The sequence below is a fragment of the Acinetobacter sp. UBA3025 genome, assembly GCF_002367915.1.
Classification (GTDB): Bacteria; Pseudomonadota; Gammaproteobacteria; order Pseudomonadales; family Moraxellaceae; genus Acinetobacter.
In genome coordinates, this window is sequence record NZ_DFDO01000135.1 from 1 (window position 1) to 8,639 (window position 8,639).

Sequence of the window (8,639 nt, forward strand, 5' to 3'; positions counted from 1 at the left end):
TCACCTTCTTTCAGGTACATTTGTGACTCATCCCACATCACTGTTTTCACAATCGGTGTTGCAGTTAATACTTCACTTTTATCTAATTTACCCGCCTGAATTTCTTTCAATGCAATATAAGCGACCATCATTTTGGTGAGGGAAGCTGGAGCACGTTGAACGTCGGCATTGTGTTCGGCAATGACCTGGCCTGACTGTGAGTCAAGAATGGTCCATGCTTCTGCTTCAACGCTTTCAGGCAAAATATTCAGAAGGGCAGCATATGAAATTGCAGGCACAAACAGGCTGAGAACTGCAAGCAGTGAGATGATGTATTTCAAAGGTGTTCCTTAATAACCAACCGGTCGATGAACGATTTAATTTTCACGCATGCTATGCCTTTTTTTTAAGGATAGCTAGTCAGAAATGTAGACAAATGCGACAGCTAAGCAATACTGGCCTAAAAAATGCTAAGCTAAGCTATAACTCATTTATTTGTATTTTATATCGCCCATTATGTTGCATTATCAAATCGAATTTGACGATTATCGTCAGCATCTTATTCACGTAACTCTTCGCTTTTTAGCAGACCCAACACAAGTCCTTTCTTTACCGACCTGGATTCCGGGTAGTTACCTGATTCGCGAGTTCTCCAAGCATATTGAAGCAGTCAAGGCTTATGATGAGGATGGACGCCAGCTACAAATCCAGAAGTTTGAAAAGAATAAATGGCGTTTATTCAATACGGATCATGAACTGATTACTGTGGAATACGATGTCTACGCGTATGACCTGTCTGTTCGTGGTGCATATGTGGATCAAAACCGTCTCTATGTGAACCCAGCTTGTGCATGTTTGAGTCTAGAAGGTCAGGAGCATAAAGAAATTGAAGTAGAAGTATTCCTGCCGGATGAACTGAAACATTTCCAGCTTGCGACGGGCATGCAGGCCAAAAGTCTGGTGAAAGGTCGTTATACCTTAAAAGCTAAAAACTATGCTGAACTGATTGATGCGCCGTTTGAACTGGCAGAGCAGACCCGTTTCAGCTTTGAAGCCAATGGCATTCCGCATGAGTTTGTGGTGTCAGGCAAGCATGCGATGAATGAACAGCGTATGAAGCAGGACATTGAGAAAATCTGTGCGACAGAAATTTCCATGTTCGGTTCTGCGCCATTCAATGATTATACCTTTATGACCATAGCCACCGGGAACAGCTATGGCGGTTTGGAGCATCCAAACTCAACCAGTCTGATTACACCGCGTGATGATTTCCCTAAAGTAGATGAGCCTGAAGAGCCATCGAAAGATTATCAGCGTTTCCTTGGCCTATGTAGTCATGAGTATTTCCATTCATGGTTAGTGAAATTTATTCGTCCAGAAAACTTCGTGAATTATGATCTAAATAAAGAAGGCTATACCTCTTTGCTTTGGATCTTTGAAGGGTTTACGTCGTATTATGATGACCTGATTCTGCTCCGTAGTGGCGTGATTAATCAGGAATCTTATATTGCATTGCTCAAAGCGCAGATTGACCGTTATTTGCAAAACCCGGGACGTTTTATTCAGTCAGTATCTGAGTCTAGCTTTGATGCCTGGGTAAAATTCTATCGTCAGGATGAAAACTCAAATAATGCCGGTACCAGCTACTACAATAAAGGCTGTTTAGTTGCACTTTGTCTGGATCTAGGTCTACGTCTACGTGGTTCAAGTCTAGACGCTTTGATGCGTAAGCTATATGAAAATACGCAAAATGGCATTCAGGTCAATGAGCGGACTATCTTTGAGTTATGCCAGGAATTGACTGGTGATAACTGGTTAGAACAGATCAATCACCTGATCAATACTACTGATGAATTGCCATTAGATCAGTTACTACCTGAATTTGGCGTGAGCTATACGCTGAAAAATGACAAGTCATTGCCATTTGGTTTGAAACTTGTAGATAAGCCTGAAGGTGTGCTGGTTCAGTCTGCACGTCGTGATGGAGCAGGGGTGAAAGCGGGCCTTTCAGCGAATGATGTGATTGTGGCGATTGATGGACTTAAAGTAACGACGAAACTTGTCGAGAAATATGCGAAACAGGAAGGTACGTATACTGTCCATGCATTCCGTCTTGATGAGCTGATGACTTTTGACGTTCAAAATGGTGGTTCTGAACTGACTGAAGTCGAGTTAAAAGTTGAAGATCAAGCTAAAGTCGAGAAATGGTTGAAAGCTTAATTAAGTATTTATTGATTGAAAAAAACCGGTGTTGATGCACCGGTTTTTTTATTGCATTAAGTTTTAGAATAATTATTTAACGATCAGTCGTGAGGTTCCACGGAATTCAGCCACGATTTGATCTTTCTGATTCAGGATCTGAATATCGTAAATCCCACTGCGACCGCTACTGGCTTTATGTTCAGCTATGGCAGTAAGGGTATCACCTAATAAAGCTGGTTTTAAATAATGAATACCGCAATGTTGGCCGACTGCTGGATGTTCGCCGGTATTGCAGGCAATGGCAAAGGCAGCATCAGCCAATGCAAATATCACAGCGCCGTTACAGGTCTGATGCCCCTGTAAATGTTGTTCAGTCACCTTAAGTTCAATCTTTGCATGATTGTGGTTATAGGAAATTAGATGTGCACCGAGATACTGAATTAACCGGTCCTGATTAAACATCTGATTCACTTGCTGATCCATTGCAAAACTCCTTTTTTAGATACACTTATTTTAAAAATATTAATTATATGAATCATAAATAGCACTCTAGGAGATAAATAACAAGCGAAAGCCAGATGAATGATGAAATGCAGCCATTTTACTTATCAAAATAAAGCGCCATGAAAATAACGCTTTTAGGGATTAAGAATTAGTTACCACGATAGGTTGAATAACCATAAGAGCTCAGTAATAAGGGAATATGATAGTGCTCCAAAGCACCGTCAATCGTAAATACCACAGGTACTTCAGGGAAGAAGGTGCGTTGATTATTGGCCTTAAACCAGTCACCGGTTTTGAAGGTCACTTTATAGATGCCTTTCTGTAAAGCTGTATCTTTAGGATAAAACTCTTTGATACGGCCATTGGCATCTGTTTTTAACTCATTCAGTTTTATCCACTTGTCACCTTGCTGAGCTTCCAGAATCACCGCGACATTGGCGGAAGGCAGACCAGTTTCCTGATTCAGCACATGCACACTTAAAGGATTCTGTGCAAAAGAAAAGCTTGCTGTCGCCGCTAGAAGAGCACCAAAAATAATTTTTTTCATAGGTCTGTTCCTATTCAATAGATAGATAAAATTAAAGTTGTTTTAAAGTATGTTGAATGCCTTGTACGGCACATTGATGATCCTGTTCAGAGCCACCAGAGCCTGCAACGCCAACAGCGCCAATGAGCTGGTTTTTATAAACCACAGGTACCCCGCCGCCCAATAATAACAATTCATCCAGGGTATTTAAATTTTGTGCATCCGGGTTCTTTTGTGCATGACGCATGAAATCCAATGTACTGGTCTTAGTCGAGTATGCAGTAAAGGCTTTACGCTGTGATGCAGTTAAATTGTGAATTCCGACAGATTCATGCCGTTGACTGGCCAAGACATTGCCGCCTTGATCCAGTACTGTGACTGCAGAGGGTTTGCTGGCTTTCTGACAAGCTTGCATGACATTCTCAGTAAGCTGATTTGCTGTGCTCAAGTCCATAATATAGGCCGTTTTTAATTCAGCATGGCTTAAGCTAACCATTGCTAAACTCGCTAGATATAAAAATATTTTTCTCTGATTTAATCTACTTCTCATGATAATGTTCAGTCATATAGAAATTGAGAAGATCATAATCAAAGAATTGAAGCTCATGGATGACAATCAGATTACCAATTTGTAATCTTTGCGCTGTATGAAATTAATTAAACTCAGCTCATGCATATTTTAATTGTAGAAGATGAAGCCAAAATTGCCGGCTTCTTGGCTACAGGCTTAAATGAATCCGGCTACCAGACTACACAGGTGGATAATGGCCTGCATGCCTTATCGGTGCTGGAACAGCAACAGGTTGATCTGGTATTGCTGGATGTGATGCTGCCCGACCTGGACGGCTGGCAAGTCCTCAAAACCTTGCGTACTTTTTCTAAAGTTCCCGTACTTATGCTGACTGCCAAAGATCATGTGCTTGACCGGGTCAAAGGATTGGAACTGGGTGCAGATGACTATTTAACCAAGCCTTTCTCTTATATCGAACTCTTGGCCAGAATAAAAAGCCTGCTGCGCCGTGTACCGAAAGTTGAACATGAAATGTATCAGGTGGCCAATTTAGAGCTGAATCGTTTAACCCGGGAAGTATTTCGAGACCAGCAAAAAATTGAGCTTACCCAAAAGGAGTTTGCGCTTTTACAGTTGCTGATGGAACACCAGTCCGAAGTTTTAACCCGGACACAAATTGCTTCACTAGTCTGGAATATTAATTTCAATACCGACACCAATGTCGTTGATGTTGCTGTACGTCGATTACGTTCTAAAATTGATGACCATTTCAGTCCAAAACTTATTCATACTGTACGTGGTATGGGTTATAAGCTGGATGTGCACGCATGAAAATGCATTTGGGCACACGTCTCGGCATCGCTTTTGGCCTTATTTCCTGTATCGTCTTTTTAAGTATCGGCGGGTTGTCCTATCACAATATGCAGCAGATGGTGCAACAACAGCAGGATGAAGCCTTGGCCTTGCGGATTTCCAGGATTGAAATATTTCTGGCTGATCAGCAAAGCTTTCAGGTGCTGATCGAACATCCAGAGCTTTATGAGAATATGCTTGGACAGGAAGATAATTTACTGATCCTTAAAAACGCGCAGAATACCTTGATTGACATTAATCCTTTAAATATTACTATTCCTCTATTGGATTATCACACCAGGCTGAATTATCAAAATAATAAGCTTGAACAACCCACGACCCGTTTGGCATTTAAGCAAGTGGACTTTAATGGACAGTCTTATCAACTGATTGCCGGTAAGCAGCTCGCAGCAGGGCAACAGGTTTTAAAACATTACCTGATAAAATTAGTGATCTACACTCTGCTTGGTATTATTTTATCCACCTTGTTAGCCTGGCTGATGGGACACTATCTGCTACGATCCATGCGTCAATTAATTTACGCCACTCAGCAGATTAATGTACAGCAGCTGGATCAACGCATCGAGTTGCCATCCCGAACTATTGAGGTGCAGCAATTAACCGAGGCCATGAATGCCATGCTGGACCGAATACAGCAAGGCTATGAACAGCTGGTCCGATTTTCTGAAGATATTTCTCATGAATTACGAACGCCCCTGAATAACTTGATGGGGCAAACCCAGATTGCCTTGTCGAAGTCACGTAGTCGCGATGAATTAGAAAATCTGCTGTATTCTCATCTGGAAGAATATGAACGTCTGACCCAGATGATTGAAAACATGCTGTTTATCGCCCGGGTAGAACATGGTCATTATCAGATAGAAAAACAGACACTAGAACTGAGCCAGATCATAGAAGATTTGCTGGCATATTTTGAGTTTCTGGCAGAAGAAAAAAATATATCTATTTATACGGATATTCCGGCTCAACTGAATATAGCTGCGCATCCGGAACATCTGCAACGTGCGCTTGCCAATTTACTCAGCAACGCAGTGCAGTATAGAAAGGAAAATGGCGAGATCAGAATCACGGCGATGACTACAGAAAATAGCTGTCGGATTGATGTGCTGACAGCAGGTGTACAGATCCCCGAGCAGCATTTAGCCCATCTGTTTGAACGCTTTTATCAAGTTGATAGCAGCCGGCATCAAAAAGCCCAAACGGGTGGTTTGGGCTTGGCGATTGTGCAGTCCATTATGCAGTTGCATCAGGGGGAAGTTCAGGTGAATAACCATTCTCAAGGGGTGGTCTTTAGTTTGATCTTCCCGATCTAAGCAGTGGCTTAACGTGTACGACGGCCACGACTCTTGGTATTTGGACGGGTGGTACCATTGGTCTTGCGACGTGGTTTTTCACCTTCTTCCATTTGCCAGATACGTGGTGTACCGGTTTTTTTCTTGGTGCCGTCTTTCGTTACTTTCTTGTTAATCGGTTTACCACCGGTACCACCCGGCTTTTTCACATAAGAGCGCGAACGATACGGTTCCTGTGCAGGCACATCTTTAAAGTCTGGATAGAGCAACGGTTCGATTTCTTTGGTTTCACCTGGTTGCAGACCCAACTGTACCAGATCAATCGAACCGATTTTGGTGCGGATCAAACGTAAGGTAGGAAAGCCGACTGCTGCAGTCATACGACGTACCTGACGGTTACGGCCTTCACAGATTGAAATTTCAACCCATGAAGTTGGAACAGAAGCACGGAAACGTACCGGGGGATTACGTTCCCATAACCATTCCGGTTCAGTGACTTTGATTGCTTTGGCTGGCAGCGTAATACCGTCATTCAGTTCAACGCCCTTACGAAGCTGTTCCAAAGCTTCTTCAGTTATATCACCATCGACCTGAACCAGATAAGTTTTGAATTTTTTGCTGGCTGGATTGGTAATATATTGGTTTAAACCGCCATGATCGGTCAGGAACATCAAACCTTCAGAATCCATGTCCAGACGACCGGCAATACGCAGATCTGGATCGTCTACGAAATCCGCCATAGTCTGATGTTTTTCATCTGGACGAAATTGGGAGAGGACGTCATAAGGCTTGTTAAGAATGACAATTTTCACTTTAACCTACTAAAATATATAAAATAATTCTGATGTGGCAGTCATGTTGCCCATTGTGATACTCCTTTACATATAAGTAGGAGATAAGGGAAGACATAAAAGAGTCCACTAAGTGGAAGCTATCATAGCAGATTCTGATTTATCTTCCTCGAATTTATGGTTTGCATCTCATTTGATTGCGGCCATGCCGCTTTAAAATGATGTACTTTTTGTATTCAAATATGATCTTCCGTTTAAGAATGTTAATCATCGATGATCCTTATTTTCCACTGCACTCGTCGAGCCGGTTAAGGGAAAATAAGACAATTCAAGGCAAAGCAAAAAATTGATAATGAATTTATAGACCCAAAATGGTTCTGACGGATTTACATACCATACAAAAAGCTTTCCAAACTGGCTTAGACCACTACAAAGCAAGCTGATATTTTAATTTCACAGTTTCTAATATTTTTAATTTTGAGGTGAACAATGAAATTGTTGACTTTAATTAGTATGGGTATTGCAGCGAGTTATTGTTATAAAACCGTCAAACATAACAAGCAAAATCTTTCAAATCTAAGTTTTGATGAAGTGATAAATCAACACATTTTACGAGATTTTATAGCCTGAGCATTACTTATATTTACTGCTAGTTTAATTTGATTATAAATAGAAAATCTCAACATATATTGTTGGGATTTTTTATTTTTATCATTTAAATATTTTTAGATAAGATGAGTAAGAAAAGTTATATCAAAATTAAAGTTACATGATTAATCTATTAAATAGTCAATTAATACAACTCTATAAAGCAATGTAAACGAAAAATTCAAATCTTCTGCTAAATTAAAAAATAAACCAAATGTGTGGAGGTCTGTATGAGAAATATACCAGAAGGAACCCAGGTTATTCATCATATATCAGCTCAGGACTGTGCATTCTATAAGGAAGAAAATGGAATTCTGAAAGTCTGGAATAGTGGCACTTGGGTGAATGCGATTGTACCAAATCTGGAAAAAATGATGGAGCTTGATTTCGAGTTAGAAGTACTCAAATCTATGTAGTAATTTAAAATTTAAAGATCCTTCTATTTAGGATCTTTAAATTTATATATTGAGGTTTTAAAAATAATAAAAAATGATCTTTATGGAAAAAAAGAGAATTTTATTGAAAATAAATTAGCAGTGTTGATTATTTAAAAATACATATCAGATGTTTAGTTTTAATTTGATATCATATAAGGAAAATAAATTATGAAATAGTAAAATTAAAACCTACGAAATGACTTAAAAAGACATTAAGTTCAAAAGCTTAAATTTTGGAATGGCAATATATTACATAGAAAAATTTTTTATAAACAAAGATTATTTTATGATTTCAAAGAAATAATCTATTAATCTTTTAAATAAAATTTATTAAGTAACTGATAATTGAAAACATATTGATTGATAATTAAGGTTTAATTTATAGTTTTACTCTCTTATGTTTTGTTTTACTTTAGTTTAAATATTCAAGATTATGTAATATTTTGTTATTTGGTTTCATGCTTATGTAGTGTATAAATAATATACAGCTCTCCATGAGGGTAAAACACATGACTAAAGCAGAATTAGCTGTCTCCGCATTGGTCGTATTCCTTATTACCTTGATGGTTTATGGAGTAGGACAATCATTGAGTTATTAAAATAACTTTTCCTAATGATTCCCGTATGTAAATAAAGCCCTTCGTGGGCTTTATTTTGTTTTTAGTCTGAGTCTGAATCACTCTTCTGATTTTCAGAATATTCTAGCGCAGCTTTTTGTGCTTCTGCGGCGGCTTTAGCTTCCAAAGGAATAGCATCTGCTGCAATAGTAGAAGTACCATAAAAGCCCATCGTAATGAGTATTAGAATTTTCGAAAACTGTTTCATACAAAATCCTCTAATTTTCTAAAACTTGATTTCAGTGTAAGGGAGAAAACT

General features: G+C 39.3%; 11 protein-coding genes. 5 read left to right on the forward strand and 6 right to left on the reverse strand.

What is annotated here, in order from left to right:
* Positions 1 to 320 (reverse strand): serine hydrolase (locus B4J23_RS05750; RefSeq protein WP_349678865.1); only part of this gene is annotated, 320 nt, incomplete at its 3' end.
* A gap of 175 nt (positions 321 to 495) precedes the next feature.
* Here B4J23_RS05750 and B4J23_RS05755 point away from each other — a divergent pair.
* Positions 496 to 2,199 carry a M61 family metallopeptidase gene (locus B4J23_RS05755; RefSeq protein WP_291359218.1) on the forward strand — a complete coding sequence of 568 codons (1,704 nt, stop codon included), beginning with the start codon at positions 496 to 498 and terminating at the stop codon, positions 2,197 to 2,199.
* A 72-nt stretch (positions 2,200 to 2,271) separates the two neighbouring features.
* Here B4J23_RS05755 and paaI read toward each other — a convergent pair whose 3' ends face one another.
* The 3 genes from paaI to B4J23_RS05770 all read right to left on the reverse strand — a co-directional run bounded on the left by paaI (position 2,272) and on the right by B4J23_RS05770 (position 3,707).
* Positions 2,272 to 2,664 (reverse strand): hydroxyphenylacetyl-CoA thioesterase PaaI, encoded by a 393-nt coding sequence (gene paaI / locus B4J23_RS05760; protein ID WP_291359220.1) that lies wholly within the window; start codon positions 2,662 to 2,664, stop codon positions 2,272 to 2,274.
* 169 nt (positions 2,665 to 2,833) lie between these two features.
* Positions 2,834 to 3,232: a hydroxyisourate hydrolase gene (gene uraH / locus B4J23_RS05765; protein ID WP_159123243.1), complete on the reverse strand. Its 399-nt coding sequence runs from the start codon at positions 3,230 to 3,232 to the stop codon at positions 2,834 to 2,836.
* A gap of 31 nt (positions 3,233 to 3,263) precedes the next feature.
* Positions 3,264 to 3,707 (reverse strand): GlcG/HbpS family heme-binding protein, encoded by a 444-nt coding sequence (locus B4J23_RS05770; protein ID WP_291359221.1) that lies wholly within the window; start codon positions 3,705 to 3,707, stop codon positions 3,264 to 3,266.
* A gap of 174 nt (positions 3,708 to 3,881) precedes the next feature.
* Between B4J23_RS05770 and B4J23_RS05775 the strand changes: the two genes are divergently transcribed.
* A complete protein-coding gene (locus B4J23_RS05775) occupies positions 3,882 to 4,553 on the forward strand; it encodes a heavy metal response regulator transcription factor (protein WP_159123245.1) in 672 nt (223 codons plus the stop codon).
* Positions 4,550 to 5,908 (forward strand): heavy metal sensor histidine kinase, encoded by a 1,359-nt coding sequence (locus B4J23_RS05780; protein WP_291359222.1) that lies wholly within the window; start codon positions 4,550 to 4,552, stop codon positions 5,906 to 5,908. The genes B4J23_RS05775 and B4J23_RS05780 overlap by 4 nt, the downstream gene beginning before the upstream one ends.
* 8 nt (positions 5,909 to 5,916) lie before the next feature.
* Here the strand turns inward: B4J23_RS05780 and B4J23_RS05785 are convergent, their stop codons facing one another.
* Positions 5,917 to 6,699, reverse strand: coding sequence for an rRNA large subunit pseudouridine synthase E (locus B4J23_RS05785; protein ID WP_005236402.1), 783 nt, complete (start codon positions 6,697 to 6,699; stop codon positions 5,917 to 5,919).
* Between the two features lie 468 nt (positions 6,700 to 7,167).
* Here B4J23_RS05785 and B4J23_RS14385 point away from each other — a divergent pair, with 468 nt between their 5' ends.
* Complete coding sequence (locus B4J23_RS14385; RefSeq protein ID WP_373686382.1) at positions 7,168 to 7,308, forward strand: hypothetical protein; 141 nt, start codon at positions 7,168 to 7,170, stop codon at positions 7,306 to 7,308.
* Between the two features lie 248 nt (positions 7,309 to 7,556).
* On the forward strand, positions 7,557 to 7,742 hold the full coding sequence (locus tag B4J23_RS05790) for a hypothetical protein (RefSeq protein ID WP_004784145.1): 186 nt from the start codon (positions 7,557 to 7,559) through the stop codon (positions 7,740 to 7,742).
* A 681-nt stretch (positions 7,743 to 8,423) separates the two neighbouring features.
* On the opposite strand, the gene B4J23_RS05795 is transcribed toward B4J23_RS05790, so the two are convergent.
* Positions 8,424 to 8,588, reverse strand: a complete 165-nt coding sequence (locus B4J23_RS05795; RefSeq protein ID WP_162835333.1) for a hypothetical protein — start codon at positions 8,586 to 8,588, stop codon at positions 8,424 to 8,426.
* Positions 8,589 to 8,639 lie beyond the last annotated feature (51 nt).